The following is an 18706-nucleotide window of genomic DNA, read 5'->3' as shown; positions in this document are numbered from 1 at the left end:
GCTGTTCTTACATAAGAAAAGATGTGAAAAACATCGAATCTGGATTCAACATTGTTTGCTCACAAAGAATCCCACACCTATCGTTCTCTTATCAAAGGGCAGCCTATTTTTTAATAAAAAAACTTCGAGAGTATAAAATCTCGAGGTTTTTTGTTTTATGATAATTGATAGACTTTAGTCAATCCGTTCAATTTTAGCTCCTATACTTTTTAAACGTGCTTCGATATCTTCGTACCCTCTATCGATCTGCTCGATATTGTGAATGGTAGAAGTTCCTTTCGCAGAAAGTGCGGCAATTAACAAAGAAATTCCTGCTCTAATATCTGGAGAACTCATGGTAGTAGCCTTTAAAGACGAATGAAAATCGTGACCAATTACTGTCGCCCTATGCGGATCACACAAAATAATCTTAGCCCCCATATCGATAAGTTTATCTACAAAGAACAAGCGACTCTCAAACATTTTTTGATGAATAAGCACACTACCCCTGGCCTGCGTGGCAACTACCAAAATAATGCTTAGCAAATCTGGTGTAAAACCTGGCCATGGCGCATCGCTAATATTCATTATAGAACCATCTATAAAACTCTGCACTTCGTAACCCTCGTTATGTGCCGGTATAAAGATATCGTCTCCCCTGCGCTCGATGGTAATCCCCAACTTTTTAAAAGTGGTAGGAATTAAACCCAGCATTTCCCAATTCACATTGGTGATGGTTATTTCACTCTTGGTCATCGCCGCAAGACCTATCCAGGATCCTATTTCAATCATATCTGGTAAAATGGTATGCTCACAACCGCTCAATGCTGTAACGCCTTCTATAACCAGTAAGTTAGATCCTACACCACTTATCTTTGCTCCCATCGAGTTAAGCATCTTACAAAGTTGCTGTAAATAAGGCTCACAGGCAGCATTGTAGATCGTGGTTGTCCCTTCAGCCATTACGGCAGCCATTACAATATTGGCGGTTCCGGTAACCGATGCTTCTTCTAAAAGCATGTATTTACCTTTTAGTCCGTTTGGCGCTTCTACACCATAAAAACGTTCCTCTTTATTATATCTAAAGCTAGCGCCCAGATTAATAAAACCTTCAAAATGGGTATCTAAACGACGGCGACCAATTTTATCACCACCCGGTTTTGGAATATATCCTTTACCAAATCTTGCCAAAAGTGGCCCGACAATCATTATAGAACCACGCAGTCCGCTACCATCTTTTTTAAACTGCTCACTTTGCAGATAATCTAAGTTTAGCTCGTCACTTTTAAACGAATAGCTTCCTTTTCCTAATTTCTGGATTTTAACACCAAGATTATCTAATAAACTAATAAGCTTATTCACATCTATAATGTCTGGAATATTATTGATTATTACTTCTTCCGAAGTTAATAATACGGCACAAAGAATCTGCAGGGCTTCGTTTTTTGCTCCCTGGGGCTGAATTTTCCCCTGAAGCTGATGCCCTCCTTCAATCTGAAAAGTTCCCATGAAATCAGCTAAATTTTAGTAACGTTTACGGCTTTTACGGCCTGTTCTTTTTGGGTTATTTGTTTTGGTATATTTTTTCTTACCGCGCATAAGGTTAGAAGAGTCACTTAGATCTTCATCTGAGTTTTTAAGATTTAAAGCGCCTTCACTTAACTCTTTTAAATGCTCAAAAATAACATGATCATCTACGGCATCACGATTCCAGTTTAAGAAAGATTTCTTCATGTGATTGGCAATCGCTAATACCAAAGCATCTTTAAATTCGCCATCATCATATTTTTTGGCCTCATCGATCATTCGTTTAATATTATTTCCGTAGAAACGATATTTTGGATGATTTTGCGGATAATCCAAAGGATCTGGATGTTCTTCTAATTTTTCTCTGCTTGGTTTAGGAAAAGGGGAATCTACATCTAGTTTAAAATCACTTATTATAAATAACTGATCCCAAAGTTTATGCTGAAAATCTGGTACATCACGTAAATGCGGGTTCATATTTCCCATAACCGCGATTATAGATTTGGCTACACGGTTTCGCTCCTCATCATCCTCAATGCTTACGGCATGTTCTACCATTTTTTGCAGGTGCCTGCCATATTCAGGAATTATCAACGTACTCCTTTCAGAGTTATATTCTAATGCGTTTGTCAAAAAAATTAGATTTAAATTCGGTAATATTAAATTGCAGAAGTTTATTCTGCCTGCAAAATAAGAAATATTAACCAAGTTGTATAAAAGATCACAGGTTTTTAATAAAGAATTAAAAATTTAATCCTTCACATAAGGTTTAATTCCCAATCCTGTCGATAGATTCTGTATTCACAAGCAAACTATCATATCGGGACTGGAGCATTTCATCTCGATTATCGAGTAAAAACCCAAAAAAATAACATTTTATAAGGAAATTACCCCTTCTATCTTTTCGCCTACTTCTTTATACTTTTCAATCACTGCATCTGGATTTTTCATCCTCACATTTATAGAAACGCTAGTATAAGTGCCTTTTTTAGACTTTTTGGTGGTAATCACCGCACCCATATTATCAAAAATATCTTCTACACCTTTTATCTTATCATCTTCAGAGGGGACAATAAACTTATAAAGATATTCTGAAGGCCACATGGCAGTGTCCTGAAGCTGCGTTTTCAGTTTTGCGTAAAATTCATCGGGATTATTCGATAGACTCATATTATATTCTTCTTCAATTTTAAAGAATACAAAGATACAAGCTTTATACCATTTTTATAATCAAAATCAAATGTCGAAATTTGCAGGGTGAAAGCAAAGAAAATTGTAATTACCGGCGGGCCCGGAACAGGAAAATCTTCGATTATTTTCGAACTGGAAAAACGTGGCTATACCTGCCTGCACGAGATTTCGCGACAGGTAACATTAGATGCTCAAAAAGAAGGTATAGATCAACTATTTTTAGAACAGCCATTACTGTTTAGCAAAAAACTTCTGGAAGGCAGGGATGCACAGTTTATGGAAGCCGAAGAATCGAAAGAAAATATTATCTTTATAGATCGCGGCGTGCACGATGTGGTGGCCTATATGGATTATTTTAATACAGAATATGACGAGCCATTTATTTCGACCTGTAAAAACCGAACGTATGAACAGGTTTTTATGTTACCGCCCTGGGAAGAAATTTACCAGAGTGATAACGAACGTTACGAAAGTTTTGCTGAAGCCGAAAAAATCTCCAAATACCTCTCTAATACGTATATTGACTACGGTTATCAACCTTTAATTGTCCCTACCGGAACTGTAGAAGAAAGAACCAATTTTATTTTACAAAATATTGAGGTATAATATTGCAGGAAGCGGTACAAATACTAAATAAATACTGGGGTCACAAAGAATTTAGACCTTTACAGTGGCCCATCATTGCTTCGGTTCTAGAAGGTGAAAACGTATTGGCGTTACTTCCTACAGGAGGAGGCAAATCGATATGTTTTCAGGTTCCCGCTTTACTACGCGAAGGCATTTGTATTGTGGTTTCTCCACTCATTGCCTTAATGGAAGACCAGGTAAGCAATTTGCAGGCTAAAGGTATAAAAGCCATGAGTATTACCGGCGGTATTTCTTATGTCGATCTTGATAAAAAACTGGATAATTGTATCTACGGAAATTATAAATTTCTATACCTCTCTCCTGAAAGGCTTCAAATGGAACTGGTACAGGAACGCATCAGGTTAATGAATGTAAATTTGATTGCTGTAGACGAAGCCCATTGTATTTCGCAATGGGGACACGACTTTAGACCGGCCTATCGCAATATTCATATCTTTAATGAGCTAAAACCAGCAGTCCCTTTAATTGCCTTAACGGCAACGGCAACTCCGCAGGTTATTGAAGATATTAAAGCACAGCTAAAGTTGCCCCATCTTAGATTACATAAAAAGTCTTTTTACAGGCCAAATATTGCTTATAATGTAATTTATGCTGAAGATAAATTTTATGAAGTTGCTAAACTTTTAAAATCTGCGGAAGAAACAGCGATTATATATGTAAGAAGTCGGAATGCCACGACTGAAATTGCCGGTTACCTGCAATCACAAGGCTACAAAGCTGAAGCTTTTCATGGCGGAATGAAACAGGCAGCTAAAAAGAAAAAGCTGGAAGACTGGCTTCAGAACAAATTTAGGATCATGGTGGCCACTACCGCTTTTGGGATGGGGATCGATAAACCAGATGTTCGGCATGTAATTCACCTTAACCTTCCTGAGAATTTAGAGAGCTATTTTCAGGAAGCAGGCCGTGCCGGGCGTGATGGTAAATATGCTGCGGCAACCGTAATCACCAATAGGAGCGATATTCCGGTTTTAGAGAACCAATTTTTGGTAAAATTACCTTCGATCCCTGAAATTAAGGAAGTGTACAAAAAAGTGCTCGCTTATTTTAGAATTGCTTACGGAGAAGGTGAACAGGAAGTTTTTAATTTTAATTTTAACCTATTCTGTAAACAATACCATTTTAATATCCATAAAGCTTATGCGGCTTTACAAATTTTAGAACGCTGTTCTATCCTGAAATTAAGTGAAGAATTTCATAAACGTACTTTGGTAAAATTTGAAGTTTTCCCGGGTACTTTAAATAACTACTTAAATAATCAGCCTGAAGTTTCAGAATTCACCAAAACCATTTTAAGGACCTATGGGGGCGTTTTCGAGAATCTAACTGCCATAAACCTGTCATCTTTAGCCGAAAAATCAAATATTTCTGAAACCGAAGCTTTACAGTTCCTTCAGAAATTAGAAAAAGATGAAATTATTGAATTCGAATATGCGCAGCACGATGCTTCCGTCACTTTTCTGGTACCCAGGGAAGACGAACGAACACTCATACCGCATACCAAATTCATCGAGCAATACCTTCAGCATAAAAAAGAAAAAATAGCTCAGGTTTTAGCCTATATCGATAATCAGGAAAACTGTCGCAGCAAACAACTTTTAACTTATTTTGGAGAACAGGATATTGCAGACTGCGGACTTTGCTCGATTTGTACAAAAAAGCAAACCGGAAAATTAACCCGGGAATTGATGAATATCATCTATTTTGAAATTATCAAAATACTGAAAAATACTGAGCAATCTTCTAGAGAGTTAGTTACACAATTACCTTTTGCTGAAGCCCACATCTTAGAAGTATTACGCCTTTTATTAGAGAAAAACCGAATAAAAAGAACACCGATAAATACCTACAAAGCAAACTAAAATGAAAGATTTACGAATATTATTTATGGGAACGCCAGACTTTGCTGTAGAAGGTCTCGCAAAAATTATTGAAGCCGGCTATCATGTTGTGGGTGTAGTAACGGCTCCAGATCGTCCCGCCGGTCGCGGAAGAAAATTAAACCAGAGTGCAGTAAAAAAATTCGCGCTAACCAAAGGATTCCCTGTTTTACAGCCCACCAACCTAAAATCTGAAGAATTCGAAAATCAGCTTAAAGAATTGAACCCCAACCTGCAGGTAGTTGTGGCTTTTAGAATGTTACCTGCCAAGGTGTGGAAATTTCCGGCATACGGCACCTTTAATTTACACGCCTCTGTCTTACCAGAATATCGTGGCGCAGCACCCATTAACTGGGCTGTAATTAACGGTGAAAAAACCACGGGAGCAACTACTTTTTTTATCGATGACAAAATCGATACCGGCAATATCATTCTGTCTAAGGAAATCGAAATTGAAGCCACAGAAAATGTAGGGTCGGTTCACGATCGTTTAATGAAACTTGGAGGAGAACTAATCGTAGACACTCTTAAACACATCGAAAGTGGCGAAGTTAAAACAATCCCTCAAAACAAAGAAGAAGACCCTAAGCCTGCTCCTAAATTAACCCGTGAAAACACCAAAATCGACTGGGCAAAAAGTACCAGTACTATTTATAATCTGATACGCGGATTAAATCCTTACCCGGCGGCATGGTGCTTTTTTGAAAATGGAGAGAAAATGAACGTTAAAATTTTTGACAGCGAAATGATTTTAAAAGCACATAAAGAGGAGGCCGGGCAGCTAACCATTGAAAATCATCAACTTAAAGTAGCGACTAAAGACGGGTACATTCTTATCAATGAAATTCAACTTCCCGGGAAACGTAAAATGCAGGTAAAAGAATTATTAAACGGTTTAACGATAGAAAGCAATGCTTGCATGCTTTAAACCCTTACAAATACTGAAATCATAAAAAATCAATAAATTTAGCCGTCAATTATTAACATTTTGATAAAGTTATCAACAAACAAACCGTTTTCCCTTGCTATTACTTGCATAGGCAATAAATCCATATAAATTTGTAAGAGCAATTGAACAGAATGTTTAACCAACAATTATTTAAATTCAAATTATGAACAAAACAGATTTAATCGACGCAATGGCTGAAGATGCAGGTATTTCTAAAGCTGCAGCTAAAAAAGCATTAGAATCATTTTTAGGAGGAATTGAGAGTTCTCTTAAAAAAGGAGACAGAGTTTCTCTTGTAGGATTTGGTTCTTGGTCTGTGTCTAAAAGAGCAGCACGTGAAGGTAGAAACCCACAAACTGGAAAAACTATTAAGATCGCGGCTAAAAATGTAGTGAAGTTTAAAGCAGGTGCAGACTTACAAAAAGCTGTAAACTAATAATTATCACTATTTTAGTTAAAGTATTAAAGCTTTCCTACAAGGAAAGCTTTTTTTATACATATTTTTTTAATATTTATTGTAAGGTTAGGAATAATTAGTTAGATTAGTTAAAAAGTATGCCTATGATTGCACTTAAACCCTCTAAAGGCCACCTTTTAATCGCAGAACCTTCAATTATTGGAGACATTTCCTTTAACAGATCTGTGGTGCTTCTGGCCGAGCACTCTGAGCGTGGGTCTGTTGGATTTATCTTAAACAAGGTGCTTGATTTTACCCTTAAAGATTTAATTCCCGGCTTAAATGTTGATTTCCAGATTTATAATGGAGGTCCTGTAGAGCAGGATAACCTTTACTTTATCCATCGAATCCCAGATTTGATTCCCGATAGTGTAGAAATCGCAGACGGTATTTACTGGGGAGGAAATTTTGATGCGGTAACCACGCTTATTTCCCAGAATATGATCGATGAAAATCAGATACGGTTTTTCCTGGGATATTCTGGCTGGGATGCTGAACAACTGAATAATGAATTAGATTCAAATTCATGGATCGTGGTCACTAACGAAGATCAAAAAAGTATTATCGAACGTCCCTATGATTCTTTCTGGAAAGATCAGATGATGCAATTGGGTGGCGAATATGTTTTATGGTCTAACGCACCCGAAAATCCTAGTTATAATTAAAAAATTAAAATCCTTCTTTCTCCTAGCCTAACCACTACTTTAACCTAATCTTGCCTTGGCATTTAGTTTGGCTAACAGGTCTTTAGCCACCGTATTGGTATATTCTTTTTTACGATATTTTGATATTGGCTGTATCCCAACGATGACATTGGTGATAAAAAGTTCATCTGCTTTTTGTAATTCGAATGGTGAAATCGATGCTTCTTCAAATTTATACTCTTGTAGCTTTTTAATCACATTCATTAACTGCTTTCTTGTAATCCCATTTAAAGCACCATCGGTAAGTGGTGGCGTTTTAATCTTATCTCCCTTTACAACAAACAGGTTTCCATTTAGTGCTTCTACAACAGATTTTTTTTCATTAACCAATAAACAGTTGTGATAATTATTTTCTTTCGCAAAAATACCACCAAGCACATTTACTGCTTTATTATTGGTTTTTATTGTTGAAAGCAAACCAGAATTAATATAGTGATCTTTAAAAAGTTCAACTTCATAAAAACCTTCATTAAGTGTGTAAAAAGAATGCTGAATTTCTGAAGTTAGTATAAAATATTCGATATCCCGTACTTCAGGAGTGTACAAACCGCCTTCTTTTCTAAATACCGAAAATTTAACCCGTACCGTCTTATCCTGAAGTTTATTTGCTTTAATAAGATCAATAATCTGCTCTTCTAAAAATTCAGGAGAAAACTCATGGGGAATTTCCATACGCATAATACGCATAGAAGCCATCAACCTAAAATAATGGTCTTCCCAAAACATCACCTTTCCATTAATTACCCGTATGGTTTCAAAAACCGAATCCCCATAGGCATATCCACGATTAGTGATCGATAAATTCGCTTCGTTTTCTTGCTGTAATTTTCCGTTAAAATTGATCATAAAAAAGCCCCGATTAATTAAGCGGGGCAAAGGTAAGTTTTAAATATCGAATATTAAACCGATCCCAATACCTGTTTTAGATCTGAAATCATATTTTCCCAAAGCATTTTACCTTCTTCTACTTCGTCTTCATCTTCAGCAAAATCGGTAATCATTATAGAAACATCTTTTGTGATATCATCTACCTGAATCCGAATTTCAAAATAATATGGTGTGCCTTCTTCTTCTGCCCATCTAAATTTTACACGCTCATCACTTTTTTTGCTCACAAGCTTTGCCTGCTCTTCGCTACCTTCCCAGATAAAAGTAAATAACTCTCCACGTGAATTCACATTATCGGCATACCACTCGCTTAATCCAGAGGGTGTAGATATGTATTGATATAATAATGAAGGAGAAGCGTGAATTGGAAATTCCATTTCGTACTTTATCTTATCTTCCATTTCTTGATTTATTAGTTTCGAGCAATATATATATTAATTGGAAACATTAAAAGAAAACATTTTAAATATTTTTGAAAAAATTATTTGTGGCATTTTAAATTGTTGCTATATTTGCACCCGCATTTGCAATACAGCGCAAATATTTTGTAACAGCAGTGATACTGCACAATTTGGCGAGATAGCTCAGTTGGTTAGAGCGTCGGATTCATAACCCGGAGGTCCCGAGTTCAAATCTCGGTCTCGCTACCAGGAAAATTAAGGCTTCACAGAGATGTGAAGCTTTTTCTTTTTACACCTAGTACAGAATAAGTACATAATTTTACGTATTTGAACCATATCCATTTCCTTAGCTTCTGTAATAGAAAGTTTTTGTTTCCTGAAATCCATAACCGCACATTTTCATCTTCACTATTCAATTTATTGACGTAAAGTTAAACAAGTGGTATGGCTTCTACCCATCCTCTCTATATTTTGAATGGCATGATGATACCTCGATTAAGAATATTAAATACAATCTGTAATCTGGATACTAACCCCAGTAATAAGAATACTGTATTTCTACTAAACCTACACAACTTTGTATTCATAAATTAAAAATAAATTATGATGAGTACAGAAAATCAAAAAGTATGGTTGATCACAGGAACTTCCAAAGGCCTTGGGCTTCATTTAACCAAACTCCTACTTTCACAAGGACATAAGGTGATAGCCACCAGCAGAACTACCGATGTTCTTAAAAAAGAAATCACTTCTTTTAAAGAAAATCTTTTCCCGATAGAACTAGATATTACTTCGGATACAGCGGTAAAGCAAGCTATAGATGAAAGTATCGAAAAACTGGGCCGTATTGATGTGATAGTCAATAATGCCGGTTATAGCCTTGTGGGAAGTATGGAAGAAATGACCGATGCAGAGTTTCGGGCAACTATGGATGTGAATCTTTTCGGAACGGTTAATGTTATTCGAAATGTGATGCCTCATTTGCGCAAGCAACAAAGCGGGCATATCATTAATATTTCTTCTAATGCGGGGTATGTGGGCTTTGGAAAAGCAGCCAGTTATAATGCAGCTAAGTTTGGTGTCATCGGACTTTCGGAAGCACTAGCGCAGGAAGTAAAAGATTTTGGAATTAAGGTTACGGTGGTGGCTCCGGGACAATTCAGGACTGAATTTATGAATTCCATCAACTATGTTAAGAACCGTATTGAAGTGTATGGTGTAGATGAAGCAGAAAAAATGTGGAATCAATATAGTGGACAGCAACAGGGAGACCCTGAAAAATTGGTTAACATTTTAGTACGCATTACAGAAATGACACAACCGCCGCTTCACTTATTGTTGGGACCGGACACCTATGAATTGGTAAGGCAAAAGCGAAAAGAAGAAAACGCCGAATTTGAACAATGGAAATCACTGACGTTATCAACCGATTTTGATTAACTTTAAGGAAGAAGAAAAGTCTTTTTAAATTTGCAGTGAAATGAAACCTTATACCATACAATCCATTAGAGAATTACACCAATTACTGGAGTTGCCAAAACCAAAGCATCCTTTGATTAGTGTTATTGACTTTTCGACCATCAAATGTTTTGATGATGAAAAACTGGAGGCAGTTACTTATGGTTTTTACTGTATTGCAATAAAAAAGAACTTTAAGGCTAAAATGCGCTACGGGCAACAGCATTATGATTTTGATGAGGGCGTAATGACTTTTTTTGCGCCCCATCAGGTTGTAATTACCGAAATCAGGGACGATTGGGAGCTGGAAGGCCTTTGGCTGGTGATCCACCCTGATTTTTTACAGGGCTTTTCCATATTTAAAGAAATCCGGCAATTTGGTTTTTTCTCCTATTCCGTTAACGAAGCTTTACACTTATCCGAAGAAGAGGAGCATACAATTAACCAACTTTTGGCCAATATTTCCAACGAAAGTGAGGCTACCATCGATACCTTTTCACAAGACATCATTATCAAACAAATAGAACTCTTGTTGCATTATTGCGACCGTTTTTATCGTAGGCAGTTTTTAACCCGTAAGCAAGCTAACAGCAGTTTAATTTCTACTTTTGAAGATTTGTTAGGAGCCTATTTCAACAATAATCTGACAGTGACAGACGGTATTCCCAATGTTTCCTATTTTGCTGAAAGAATGAACCTTTCACGTAACTATTTGAGTGATATGTTGCGGAATAGTACCGGACAAAGCGCACAACAGCACATACAGCAAAAAGTAATAGAAAAGGCTAAAGAATTACTAACTAATTCTGAACTGACAGTTTCGGAAATAGCCTACCAATTAGGGTTTGAATATCCCCAATCTTTCCATAAACTATTTAAAAACAAAACCACATTTTCTCCTTTGGAATATCGCCAATCTTATAATTTGTAATGACCTCACTTTTGTCATCTCATTGTCTATGAGTATCCAATCAACAACTTTCGACAAAATATGTAACATTTCCATTAGATAGTATTCGATTATAGTAAATGTCAGTTTCCTGCAAAGCATTTTTTAATCTTTCATTATTGAAGCGTCACTTTATATTTGTTTCAAGGAGGTTATTCCATCCCCATTCAAATCGTTCTCTTCTAAAATGTAAATCATTGGGAAAACTTTCTAAATCTGTTTGAGTTACTCTTAACTTGGTTTTGTTCTTCTCAGAAAATAAGTCGAAAGTAACTTCTGAAATTCTAGGATAGTTTTTATAAGCCCGTGGGCTAACATTTTTCCTTCCACAATGTTAGTTACAATTCACTCTTTCTAGTATTTGGAGCCGTTATCGTTAAATTGGAATTACTAAACCTACCAACTCAGAATTTTCAAGAGTACATCTACCAATTTCAATATGTTTTTTTACGAATTCATAAATTTATTTTAAAAGCATAGGTTCTTATTTTATATCCAAGTTTATATTAAAATTTAATCACAGATATAATTTAAAAATAACATACTAATTAGTATGTTATAAAAAAATAAATTAACTTTGTCAAAGTTTATATACTCGCTTACAATATTTGAGAGGCTGAATAATCAGTAAAAAATGAATAAAGTCACCGTGTTTTGCGGTTCAGGTTTTGGAACTGACAAAGATTTTGAATTTCAAGCTAAGGAACTTCAAAGACTGCGACAATATCTCTAAGAATTGAGAGCAAGGACACCTCAATTACGAAGAAAGTTTCAGAAAGTCTTCAAAAAATCGGTTATTTACGTATGGAGTTGTATTAATTAAAAAACAAGGAAATGTCTAAAGGACAACTGACAAGATTGAATATTTTAAGCAAAGCATTTGAGTTGGTTTATCGAAACGGCTATCAAACGACCAGTGTTGATGAGATTATCGCCAGTACTTCGGTAACTAAGGGTGCTTTTTACCATCACTTTAAAAATAAAGATGAAATGGGGATAGCACTAATCAAAGAAGTTCTTTTTCCAGCAATGAATAAGGCAATGGTAAAACCTCTTTTAAGTTCTAAAGATGCAGTAAAAGATCTTTATGAACTAATGGAAGGCCTTTTAATACACAATTCCTTTTTTAATGTAAAATATGGATGCCCTGCTGTTAACTTAATTGAAGAAATGGCAGCAATAAATCCTAATTTCAACAAAGCCCTGACTGAAATAATTATCAGTTGGCAAAAAGCCATTGGAGTGAGCATTGAAAATAGTATTTCTAATAATACAATAAAAGATGATGTGAAGGCTGATCAAGTAGCTACTTTTATTATTTCAGGATATAGCGGAGTGAGAAACACAGGTAAAATATTAGGGTCAAATGCTTATAAGATTTATCTTAAAGAATTAAGAAACTATTTAAAAACACTAACGTAATTTTTTTTGCAACAAAAACATACTATTCAGTATGTTTATAATTATATAATTTATGTATCAAATACTTTTATCCCTCCATTCGATTTTTAGATGGCTCGTTTTAGTAAGCCTTTTATATGCCATATATGCGGCTGTAAAAGGGCTTTATTCAAAAACCAATTTTACAAAAAGAGATAATGCTGTTCGCCATTGGACAGCTACAATATCCCATACTCAATTAATCATAGGGATCTTGCTGTATACTCAAAGCCCAATGGTTAAATATTTTTTTAACCATTATAAGTTTTCCCAAGGATGGAACGAGGCTTTATTTTTTGGTTTTTTTCACCTACTTCTAATGTTCATATCAATAGTGCTTATCACCATCGGATCGGCAATAGCAAAAAGGAAAGAAGTTAGTGGTGAAAAATTTAAAATTATGTTGATATTTTTTTCACTGGCGCTTCTCCTGATATTTTTAGCCATTCCTTGGCCGTTTTCTCCATTGGCCCATCGTCCCATATTAAGACCTTTTTAAACTTTTTTATATGATTTCTTTAAAATCAAACATCGGAAGACTACGTCTTATAGGATTTTTAGAAGGCATTTCCTTACTAATATTAATTTTTTTAGCGGTGCCTTTAAAATATGGATTTGCTTCACCAGGTTTAGTAAAAACAATGGGGCCTATTCACGGCGCATTATTCTTGCTATTTATATTCAATGCACTTAGTGTGGGTGTAGATCAAAAATGGAAATTCTCAGAAATAACCTGGAAAGTATTAATCGCGTGTCTTATACCATTGGGTACCTTTTATATTGACAAAAAGATATTATCACAACTAGAAAAATGATTTATAATTTGCTGAAAAGATTATGTTTCTGTTTACTTCTTCCCTTAACATTGGACAGGTACTGAACCATTTCCTTAGCTTCCGCAATGGAAAGCTTTTGTTTCCTAAAATCCATAACCGCACATTTTCATCTTCACTATTCAGTTTACTGACGTAAAGTTAAACAAGTGGTATGGCATTTACCTATCCTAATTATATTTTGAATAGGACATTTAAAGATGTTTAAAAATCAATTGTGGGTATTTAATCTTTCATTAGGTTCTCAAGGATTATTGATTAGTAATACTTCCAACACTACAGTAATTCCGTTACGGAATTACTCATTTTAGTTAACTCTTTATCATCGCGTGTTTTGAACTTTGTAATATTAAAATTTAAAACAATGTCAGATGAAAAAAGTATTGATTACAGGAGCCAATAAAGGTATAGGCCTTGAAATGTCCAAACAATTGGGGCAACAGGGTTATTATGTGTATATGGGAAGTCGAAATTTGGAAAACGGATTAGCGGCAGTAAAAAAATTGAAAGCACAGGGAATCGACAATGTGGAAGCCATCCAATTAGATGTTACCAGTCAGGAATCGGTTGAAAATGCCCGTACTGAAGTCGGAAAAAAAACAGATGTTTTGGATATTCTCATTAATAATGCCGGAATCAACGGAATTGAATTTGTAGAAGAAAAACCCATTATGCACACGGCAACCGGAACAGGGGTAGAAAAGTTTAAAGAAGTTTTTGATGTTAATGTTTATGGAGTTATTCGAACTACACAAGCGTTTATCGATTTGTTAAAAAAATCTCCGGAACCACGTATTACCAATGTAAGTTCCAGTCAAGGTTCTTTGACGTTGCATAGCGACCCAAGCTACAAATACTATCAGTACAAAGGAGCGGTTTATCAGTCGTCAAAAGCGGCACTCAATATGTACACTATTGTTTTAGCTTTTGAACTGCGTGATACCAATTGCAAAGTAAATGCGGTAAGTCCGCCTTCCACCGCTACGGATTTTAATCATCATTTAGGAACAGCAACAGTAGAAACCGGGGCACAACATATTTTGAAATATACTTTACTTGATAATAATGGGCCGACGGGTAAATTTTTCTGCGAAGATAACAATCCGGAAACCGGAGAAATTCCCTGGTAATTTTGGTGATATAATTCATTAAATTTACTAGATGAAAAAGGATAAAAGTCTTCCATATCATTACAATTCTCTCTTTGAATTACATCGGTTGTTAGGACTTCCCAATCCTCAACAGCCGTTGGTTAGTTTGATAAATAATGAACATAATAAATTGGTTGCAGGTAAAATACAAAGTTTACGCACTTCGGCCTTTTACAAAATTTCGTTCAAAAGCAATTTAAACGGAAAGCTTAAATATGGGCAGCATTATTACGATTTTGAAGATGGTGGAATGTTTTTTGTAGCTCCTAACCAAGTCACTGAAAATGGCGACAGCAATGGAGATTTTTCTGGTTACACGCTTATTGTACATCCTGATTTTTTGTTGACCTATCCCTTGGCGAAAAAGATAAAGCAATTTGGTTTTTTCTCCTATACTACCAACGAAGCCCTGCACTTGTCCACGGAAGAAAAGGAAATTATTATTCCCATTTTTCAAAATATCGAAAAAGAATTGCAAAATAGAATTGATGATTTTAGTCAAGATGTCATTATCTCTCAAATAGAAACTTTATTGAATTACAGCAATCGTTTTTACAAGCGTCAATTCATTACCCGAAAAGTGGTAAACAATGACGTGTTAGAAAAATTTGAAGCCTTTTTGGAAAGAGATTTCCAAGAGAAACAATTACTACTTCACGGAATGCCCACCGTTCAACTTATGGCAGAACGATTAAATTTATCATCCGGTTATTTGAGTGATATGCTACGGGCTGTTACGGGGCAAAGTGCCCAACATCATATCCATCATAAACTGATAGAAATCGCCAAAGAGAAACTCTCCAGTACCAATTCAACCGTCAGTGAGATTGCTTATGAATTAGGTTTTGAGCATCCACAATCCTTCAGCCGTTTATTCAAACAGAAAACCCATCAAAGCCCTGTGGAATATCGCCAATCTTATAATTTGTAATGACCTCACTTTGGTCATCTCATTGTCTATGAGTATGTAATCAACAACTTTCGACAAAATCAGTAACATTTTCATACAAATCATATTCTATTAAAGGAATTCCATACTTGGCTAGCATAAAAACCACTTCCTTTTTATGTGTCTCAGGCATATAACTCTCCAAGGGATTATTAAAATTAGAAATCAGAATGTACATCCTAATTTTAGGAATTACCTTTTTTAAAGCTTCCAGTTCCACGCCGGTTATAGTATTGTTGGAAGTTCAAGAAGAGAGGAAGAAGTTTATAAAACTACTATTCTACCTAATTCAGGTGTTTCCGTAAATATTCTGCCGTTAACGAAACATTATCTTTCAACAAATCTGAAACCGTTCCCGTAAAAACGACATTCCCACCATATTTACCAGCTCCGGGCCCAATATCTATAATCCAATCGGCTTGAGCAATTACGTCAAGGTTATGCTCTATAACAATTAAAGTATTATTGTTGTCAACAAGTCCATTTATAAAGTACAATAGTTTTTCAGTATCGCTTGGATGTAAGCCTGTGCTGGGCTCATCGAGAACGACTATTTTATTGAAATTTTTTAATTCTTTGGTCAGTTTTAAGCGTTGTCTTTCCCCACCCGAAAAACTGTTTAATCTTTGCCCCAAAGTAAGATACCCTAAACCTAATTTAAGTAACATATCAAAAGATTTACGATAGAGTTTGTCCGGAAAAAAATCAAAGGCTTCTTCTACGGTCATATCCATTACCTCAACAATATTTTTCTGGTTGTAATGATATTTTAAAACCTGTGGCTTAAAACCAGAACCACCGCAAACTTCGCAGGTTTGTTCAATATCATCCATAAATGCCAAATCAATTTTTTCCACACCTATACCTTTACAATTTTCACAAGCTCCTTTGCTATTTCTGCTAAAAAGTTTATCGGATACTTCATTTGCGTTTGAAAACTGTTTTCTTATGGCATCAGATAAGTTTAGATAGGTCAGCAAATTGGAGCGTACACCTGTGGCAAATAACGATTGGTCAATAATGGTCACCTCGGGATAAAATTCAGGTAGAACTTTGTTAATCAGCGTACTCTTACCCGAACCTGCAACTCCTGTAATTACCGTCATCACGTTTTTAGGAATGTTTACATTGACATTTTTAAGATTATACAGTTTGGCATTCCTGATTTCTAAATATCCTTTTGCAGACCTTGGATTGCCATTAATTTTAGGTGTTTTTGTAAAGTACATACCTGTTTTTCCTTTCGACCTTTTCAGTCCCTCAAACGTTCCTTCGTAAATAATTTCTCCACCATTCTTTCCTGATTGTAATCCCATATCAATAACCCAATCAGCAATTTTTATTAAATCAGGGTCGTGTTCAACAATTAAAACCGTATTGCCTTTGTCGCGTATTTGTTTAATGATTGTAGAGATGTTTTGCAAATCTTTTGGATGAAGTCCTATGCTTGGCTCGTCAAAAATATAGAGTAAATCCATAAGATTGTTGCCAAGGTTTCTTACCATTTTTATTCTTTGGCTTTCCCCGCCCGATAAGGTGTCTGTTCTTCTTCCCAATGTCAAATATTGCAAACCTATGTTTACGATATTTTGAAGTTTCTTTTTCAGTTCAGTAAGAATTACATCAAAAGTTTTGGATTGTAAAGAATAAACAAATTCCAAAAGTTCATCTATCGAAAGAGCTGTACAGTCAGCTATGTTTTTGCCGTTTATTTTGCAAGACAAAATCTTATGGTTCAATCTTTTACCGTTGCACAAAGAACAAGGTTTGGTAATGATAATATTTTTCAAAGCCTTTTTTCGGGTAATGATTTCTTTAGACTGCTTCTTTAGGAATGCTTTTTCAATTCGGGGAATTATACCCTCATATTTTACCGTTTTTCCCCATTCTTTATCGGGGTTTTTCGGTTTGTGTTCCGTAGCATTCAAAAGCATATCCCATTCTTCCGTAGTATAATCTTTTAGTTTTTTAGTATTATCAAAATAACCTGAGAATGTGTATCGTGTTAAACGCCAACCGTCAGGCTGAAAAGTAGGAAATTGTATTGCACCCTCGTTCAAAGACTTTTCTTTATCTATCAGGGCATCTATATTTATGGTCTGCACAATGCCAAGCCCTTCACACTCCTTGCACATTCCCAGAGGATTATTGAATGAAAAAGCATTGGAATATCCCACAAACGGCTTTCCCATTCGGGAAAAAAGCAATCTCAAAGAAGCATAAACATCGGTGGCAGTCCCAACGGTTGACCTTGCATTTCCTTCTAATCTTTTTTGATTGATAATAATAGGGACATTAAGATTGTCTATTTTATCCACATCGGGAATACCAATATGTTGCAGGCGATTTCTGATAAAACTGCCCTGTGTTTCGTTGAACTGCCTTTGTGCCTCAGCTCCTATCGTTTCAAATACTAAAGACGATTTACCCGAACCTGAAACACCTGTAAAAACAGTAATCTTATTCTTAGGTATCTGTACAGAAATACTCTTCAGATTATTTTGTCGTGCATTTACGAGGTTAATATATTGCATATTTATTAACTTTGTTAATAATTAACAAAGTTAACTATTTTTTATACGATGAACAGAGCTGAAAGGAAATTTTATGAAGTGTTTACAGATTTGCAATGCTTCATCTTGGCGAATATGAATAGGAGCGACATCAATGGAGTTACAGCAACTCACTATAACATTATCGAATACATTTACCGCAATGATAAATGTATCTTAAAGGAGATTGCTAAAGCGTTTAATATAAGTCCACCTGCTATTTCCAAACAGCTCAAATTTTTGATTGAGAATAGTTTCATTGAACAGCAACAGTCATCACTCGACCGTAGGATTTTCAATTTGAGTGTAACAGATAAAGGTAAATTCGTTATCGATAATTCTGAGAATTTCAGGGAGACCATAGCGAAAAAAGCTTCTAAAACCTTAACGAAAGATGATTTAAAAAATCTAACGGAATTGCTTCATAAAGTGTTGGCAGAGGTAATGAAGTAGAAACAAATAATCAATGATTTTAAGATTTAAGTTAATCACTGAACACAATGTTCTAAAGAAATATGGAATCGCAACAAAAAGTGGGGTATTTTTAAGATCTATGCTACATTAGTAAGTAGATAGAATTCTTGTTTCGGGACTGACTCAAAAACTGTGTAATTAGAAAATATCGGGGGTTGCAAACCCCGATATTTTTTTAACCTTGCCTGAGAAATTCAGGCGCTAATATTTACACAACAATGAAAAAAGAAGATCTATTCGATGACGAATTTTTAAAGCAGTTCAAATCAGGAGAAG

General features: G+C 35.4%; 19 protein-coding genes and 1 tRNA gene. 14 read left to right on the top strand and 6 right to left on the bottom strand.

Translation table 11 applies throughout. From position 1 onward, the window contains the following. Positions 1 to 174 precede the first annotated feature (174 nt). From murA to L1967_RS13850, 3 genes are all read right to left on the bottom strand, one after another. Positions 175 to 1488: a UDP-N-acetylglucosamine 1-carboxyvinyltransferase gene (murA, locus tag L1967_RS13860; RefSeq protein WP_249602099.1), complete on the bottom strand. Its 1314-nt coding sequence runs from the start codon at positions 1486 to 1488 to the stop codon at positions 175 to 177. Between the two features lie 15 nt (positions 1489 to 1503). Further along, a complete protein-coding gene (locus tag L1967_RS13855; protein WP_249602098.1) occupies positions 1504 to 2139 on the bottom strand; it encodes a DUF4290 domain-containing protein in 636 nt (211 codons plus the stop codon). Positions 2140 to 2382: 243 nt separating this feature from the next. After that, the gene (locus L1967_RS13850) at positions 2383 to 2676 is read right to left on the bottom strand and encodes a DUF493 family protein (protein WP_249602097.1); all 294 of its coding nucleotides are present in this window, start codon (positions 2674 to 2676) and stop codon (positions 2383 to 2385) included. A gap of 87 nt (positions 2677 to 2763) precedes the next feature. Here L1967_RS13850 and L1967_RS13845 point away from each other — a divergent pair, with 87 nt between their 5' ends. The 5 genes from L1967_RS13845 to L1967_RS13825 all read left to right on the top strand — a co-directional run bounded on the left by L1967_RS13845 (position 2764) and on the right by L1967_RS13825 (position 7296). Next, complete coding sequence (locus L1967_RS13845) at positions 2764 to 3303, top strand: AAA family ATPase (RefSeq protein ID WP_249602096.1); 540 nt, start codon at positions 2764 to 2766, stop codon at positions 3301 to 3303. A gap of 2 nt (positions 3304 to 3305) precedes the next feature. Next, positions 3306 to 5207 (top strand): RecQ family ATP-dependent DNA helicase, encoded by a 1902-nt coding sequence (locus tag L1967_RS13840; protein ID WP_249602095.1) that lies wholly within the window; start codon positions 3306 to 3308, stop codon positions 5205 to 5207. A gap of 1 nt (position 5208) precedes the next feature. Then, positions 5209 to 6153, top strand: a complete 945-nt coding sequence (gene fmt, locus L1967_RS13835; RefSeq protein WP_249602094.1) for a methionyl-tRNA formyltransferase — start codon at positions 5209 to 5211, stop codon at positions 6151 to 6153. A 184-nt stretch (positions 6154 to 6337) separates the two neighbouring features. Next, on the top strand, positions 6338 to 6610 hold the full coding sequence (locus L1967_RS13830) for an HU family DNA-binding protein (protein ID WP_084842084.1): 273 nt from the start codon (positions 6338 to 6340) through the stop codon (positions 6608 to 6610). Positions 6611 to 6735: 125 nt separating this feature from the next. Further along, positions 6736 to 7296, top strand: coding sequence for a YqgE/AlgH family protein (locus tag L1967_RS13825; RefSeq protein ID WP_249602093.1), 561 nt, complete (start codon positions 6736 to 6738; stop codon positions 7294 to 7296). Between the two features lie 39 nt (positions 7297 to 7335). Here the strand turns inward: L1967_RS13825 and L1967_RS13820 are convergent, their stop codons facing one another. After that, the gene (locus L1967_RS13820; RefSeq protein ID WP_249602092.1) at positions 7336 to 8181 is read right to left on the bottom strand and encodes an aminotransferase class IV; all 846 of its coding nucleotides are present in this window, start codon (positions 8179 to 8181) and stop codon (positions 7336 to 7338) included. Between the two features lie 53 nt (positions 8182 to 8234). Beyond that, positions 8235 to 8624, bottom strand: a complete 390-nt coding sequence (locus L1967_RS13815) for an START-like domain-containing protein (protein WP_013071941.1) — start codon at positions 8622 to 8624, stop codon at positions 8235 to 8237. Between the two features lie 172 nt (positions 8625 to 8796). Between L1967_RS13815 and L1967_RS13810 the strand changes: the two genes are divergently transcribed. The 8 genes from L1967_RS13810 (at position 8797) to L1967_RS13775 (ending at position 15386) form a co-directional block, all read left to right on the top strand. Then, positions 8797 to 8873: transfer RNA gene (locus L1967_RS13810), tRNA-Met, on the top strand. A 354-nt stretch (positions 8874 to 9227) separates the two neighbouring features. Further along, on the top strand, positions 9228 to 10064 hold the full coding sequence (locus tag L1967_RS13805) for an SDR family NAD(P)-dependent oxidoreductase (RefSeq protein ID WP_249602091.1): 837 nt from the start codon (positions 9228 to 9230) through the stop codon (positions 10062 to 10064). 40 nt (positions 10065 to 10104) lie between these two features. Beyond that, positions 10105 to 11013 carry a helix-turn-helix domain-containing protein gene (locus tag L1967_RS13800; RefSeq protein WP_249602090.1) on the top strand — a complete coding sequence of 303 codons (909 nt, stop codon included), beginning with the start codon at positions 10105 to 10107 and terminating at the stop codon, positions 11011 to 11013. Between the two features lie 852 nt (positions 11014 to 11865). Continuing rightward, positions 11866 to 12453, top strand: coding sequence for a TetR/AcrR family transcriptional regulator (locus tag L1967_RS13795; RefSeq protein WP_249602089.1), 588 nt, complete (start codon positions 11866 to 11868; stop codon positions 12451 to 12453). A 52-nt stretch (positions 12454 to 12505) separates the two neighbouring features. Continuing rightward, positions 12506 to 12970 carry a hypothetical protein gene (locus L1967_RS13790; protein ID WP_249602088.1) on the top strand — a complete coding sequence of 155 codons (465 nt, stop codon included), beginning with the start codon at positions 12506 to 12508 and terminating at the stop codon, positions 12968 to 12970. Positions 12971 to 12980: 10 nt separating this feature from the next. Further along, positions 12981 to 13286, top strand: coding sequence for a DUF3817 domain-containing protein (locus tag L1967_RS13785; RefSeq protein WP_249602087.1), 306 nt, complete (start codon positions 12981 to 12983; stop codon positions 13284 to 13286). Positions 13287 to 13675: 389 nt separating this feature from the next. Further along, the gene (locus L1967_RS13780) at positions 13676 to 14434 is read left to right on the top strand and encodes an SDR family oxidoreductase (RefSeq protein ID WP_249602086.1); all 759 of its coding nucleotides are present in this window, start codon (positions 13676 to 13678) and stop codon (positions 14432 to 14434) included. A gap of 31 nt (positions 14435 to 14465) precedes the next feature. Then, positions 14466 to 15386, top strand: coding sequence for a helix-turn-helix domain-containing protein (locus L1967_RS13775; protein WP_249602085.1), 921 nt, complete (start codon positions 14466 to 14468; stop codon positions 15384 to 15386). A gap of 302 nt (positions 15387 to 15688) precedes the next feature. Here L1967_RS13775 and L1967_RS13770 read toward each other — a convergent pair whose 3' ends face one another. Beyond that, the gene (locus L1967_RS13770) at positions 15689 to 17938 is read right to left on the bottom strand and encodes an ATP-binding cassette domain-containing protein (RefSeq protein ID WP_249602084.1); all 2250 of its coding nucleotides are present in this window, start codon (positions 17936 to 17938) and stop codon (positions 15689 to 15691) included. 48 nt (positions 17939 to 17986) lie between these two features. On the opposite strand from L1967_RS13770, the gene L1967_RS13765 reads away from it, so the two are divergent. Beyond that, a complete protein-coding gene (locus L1967_RS13765) occupies positions 17987 to 18409 on the top strand; it encodes a MarR family winged helix-turn-helix transcriptional regulator (RefSeq protein ID WP_249602083.1) in 423 nt (140 codons plus the stop codon). The last annotated feature ends 297 nt before the right edge of the window (positions 18410 to 18706 follow it).

The sequence above is a fragment of the Zunongwangia pacifica genome (assembly GCF_023499215.1).
Lineage (GTDB): Bacteria > Bacteroidota > Bacteroidia > Flavobacteriales > Flavobacteriaceae > Zunongwangia > Zunongwangia pacifica.
The sequence above is the reverse complement of the archived record's forward strand: the minus strand, read 5'-3'. Positions and strand labels throughout refer to the sequence as shown.

Bases quoted from the DNA above. Each gene is read 5' to 3' on its own strand.
- L1967_RS13815 (WP_013071941.1), bottom strand. From the start codon at position 8,624: ATGGAAGATAAGATAAAGTACGAAATGGAATTTCCAATTCACGCTTCT.
- L1967_RS13820 (WP_249602092.1), bottom strand. From the start codon at position 8,181: ATGATCAATTTTAACGGAAAATTACAGCAAGAAAACGAAGCGAATTTA.
- L1967_RS13795 (WP_249602089.1), top strand. From the start codon at position 11,866: ATGTCTAAAGGACAACTGACAAGATTGAATATTTTAAGCAAAGCATTT.
- L1967_RS13830 (WP_084842084.1), top strand. From the start codon at position 6,338: ATGAACAAAACAGATTTAATCGACGCAATGGCTGAAGATGCAGGTATT.
- L1967_RS13765 (WP_249602083.1), top strand. From the start codon at position 17,987: ATGAACAGAGCTGAAAGGAAATTTTATGAAGTGTTTACAGATTTGCAA.
- L1967_RS13780 (WP_249602086.1), top strand. From the start codon at position 13,676: ATGAAAAAAGTATTGATTACAGGAGCCAATAAAGGTATAGGCCTTGAA.
- L1967_RS13850 (WP_249602097.1), bottom strand. From the start codon at position 2,676: ATGAGTCTATCGAATAATCCCGATGAATTTTACGCAAAACTGAAAACG.
- fmt (WP_249602094.1), top strand. From the start codon at position 5,209: ATGAAAGATTTACGAATATTATTTATGGGAACGCCAGACTTTGCTGTA.
- L1967_RS13775 (WP_249602085.1), top strand. From the start codon at position 14,466: ATGAAAAAGGATAAAAGTCTTCCATATCATTACAATTCTCTCTTTGAA.
- L1967_RS13770 (WP_249602084.1), bottom strand. From the start codon at position 17,938: ATGCAATATATTAACCTCGTAAATGCACGACAAAATAATCTGAAGAGT.
- L1967_RS13790 (WP_249602088.1), top strand. From the start codon at position 12,506: ATGTATCAAATACTTTTATCCCTCCATTCGATTTTTAGATGGCTCGTT.
- L1967_RS13805 (WP_249602091.1), top strand. From the start codon at position 9,228: ATGATGAGTACAGAAAATCAAAAAGTATGGTTGATCACAGGAACTTCC.
- L1967_RS13785 (WP_249602087.1), top strand. From the start codon at position 12,981: ATGATTTCTTTAAAATCAAACATCGGAAGACTACGTCTTATAGGATTT.
- L1967_RS13825 (WP_249602093.1), top strand. From the start codon at position 6,736: ATGATTGCACTTAAACCCTCTAAAGGCCACCTTTTAATCGCAGAACCT.
- L1967_RS13800 (WP_249602090.1), top strand. From the start codon at position 10,105: ATGAAACCTTATACCATACAATCCATTAGAGAATTACACCAATTACTG.
- murA (WP_249602099.1), bottom strand. From the start codon at position 1,488: ATGGGAACTTTTCAGATTGAAGGAGGGCATCAGCTTCAGGGGAAAATT.